8 tRNA genes are annotated in these 768 nt (G+C 51.4%); all 8 read right to left on the bottom strand.

Annotated elements, in window-relative coordinates:
* Window position 1 precedes the first annotated feature (1 nt).
* The 8 genes from ADM33_RS10585 to ADM33_RS10620 all read right to left on the bottom strand — a co-directional run bounded on the left by ADM33_RS10585 (window position 2) and on the right by ADM33_RS10620 (window position 707).
* Window positions 2-75 (bottom strand) — tRNA-Pro (locus ADM33_RS10585).
* 16 nt (window positions 76-91) lie between these two features.
* Window positions 92-165: transfer RNA gene (locus ADM33_RS10590), tRNA-Arg, on the bottom strand.
* Between the two features lie 8 nt (window positions 166-173).
* Window positions 174-259: transfer RNA gene (locus ADM33_RS10595), tRNA-Leu, on the bottom strand.
* A gap of 7 nt (window positions 260-266) precedes the next feature.
* Window positions 267-338: transfer RNA gene (locus tag ADM33_RS10600), tRNA-Gly, on the bottom strand.
* A gap of 27 nt (window positions 339-365) precedes the next feature.
* A tRNA-Thr gene (locus ADM33_RS10605) sits at window positions 366-438 on the bottom strand.
* 12 nt (window positions 439-450) lie between these two features.
* Window positions 451-532, bottom strand: a tRNA-Leu gene (locus ADM33_RS10610).
* Window positions 533-537: 5 nt separating this feature from the next.
* Window positions 538-610 (bottom strand) — tRNA-Lys (locus ADM33_RS10615).
* Window positions 611-634: 24 nt separating this feature from the next.
* A tRNA-Asp gene (locus tag ADM33_RS10620) sits at window positions 635-707 on the bottom strand.
* Window positions 708-768 lie beyond the last annotated feature (61 nt).

Consider the following 768-nt stretch of genomic DNA (forward strand, 5'->3'; position numbering starts at 1 on the left):
ATCGGGAAGACAGGATTCGAACCTGCGACACCTTGGTCCCAAACCAAGTACTCTACCAAGCTGAGCTACTTCCCGAGTTAAATAGAAAAAATGCACCCTAGAGGAGTCGAACCTCTAACCGCCTGATTCGTAGTCAGGTACTCTATCCAGTTGAGCTAAGGGTGCTCTTTATATGCCGAGGACCGGGATCGAACCGGTACGATCGTTACCAATCGCAGGATTTTAAGTCCTGTGCGTCTGCCAGTTCCGCCACCCCGGCCTCTCTAAGCGAACGACGGGATTCGAACCCGCGACCCCCACCTTGGCAAGGTGGTGTTCTACCACTGAACTACGTTCGCATCGACCTCTTGGTTATATTAAAAAAATGCCGGCTACATGACTTGAACACGCGACCCTCTGATTACAAATCAGATGCTCTACCAACTGAGCTAAGCCGGCTTATTTCTATTATGCGGGTTAAGGGACTTGAACCCCCACGCCGTTAAGCGCCAGATCCTAAATCTGGTGCGTCTGCCAATTCCGCCAAACCCGCAATGATGACCCGTACTGGGCTCGAACCAGTGACCCATTGATTAAAAGTCAATTGCTCTACCAACTGAGCTAACGAGTCTAAAATAACTTACGTTATCTTAAACGGTCCCGACGGGAATCGAACCCGCGATCTTCGCCGTGACAGGGCGACGTGATAACCGCTACACTACGGGACCTATGGGAGTTAACGGGATCGAACCGCTGACCCTCTGCTTGTAAGGCAGATGCTCTCCCAGC

Source organism: Streptococcus oralis, from assembly GCF_001075875.1.
GTDB lineage: Bacteria > Bacillota > Bacilli > Lactobacillales > Streptococcaceae > Streptococcus > Streptococcus oralis_I.